Origin of the sequence: Protofrankia sp. Cas8, assembly GCF_963555845.1 — a bacterium.
GTDB lineage: Bacteria > Actinomycetota > Actinomycetes > Frankiales > Frankiaceae > Protofrankia.
In genome coordinates, this window is the sequence record NZ_CAUVXI010000240.1 from 1 (window position 1) to 538 (window position 538).

Sequence of the window (538 nt, forward strand, 5' to 3'; positions counted from 1 at the left end):
GGCCGCGGTGAAATCCCCCAACCGCAGCGACTCCAACTTGATATTGAACGGGCTCGCGGTGCCGAGCCGGGACGGGTCGCCGCCCGAGGCCGCCTTGTAGTCCCGGACGTCGCGCAGCCCACACAACGCCACTGAGGCGGGAAACCCATCCGGTCGCTCGTTGAACCCGGCCCGCAACTGGCGCAGCACGCTGATCAGACTCGCACCGCGCAACGCGTCGATCTCATCGAAAAACAGCACCAACGGCCGCGGGCAGACCCGCGCCCACCCCGCGAGCGCCTCCGCGAGCATGTTCTCGTCAGGGGCCGCCGGCCAAGGCGGCGGCCGCAGCTCTGCCGGCAGGGCGATCTCGGCCCGGCTTCGCATCGCGCGGAGTACGCCGCGCTGCGCCGCGCCGTAGTCGTCGCCGGCAGCCTCGCCGACCTCACACGAAAAATGCAGCGCCGCGTACACGCCGGTGGCGGTCAACGCGTCCGCGAGAGCCCGCAGCGTGGTCGTCTTCCCCGTCTGCCGCGGCGCATGCACCACAAAATAGCCC

Annotated in this window: 1 protein-coding gene; it reads right to left on the minus strand. The window is 70.8% G+C overall.

Going from position 1 to position 538, the window contains the following annotated elements:
- Positions 1-538 (minus strand): ATP-binding protein (locus tag U9977_RS23765; RefSeq protein WP_322751507.1); only part of this gene is annotated, 538 nt, incomplete at both ends.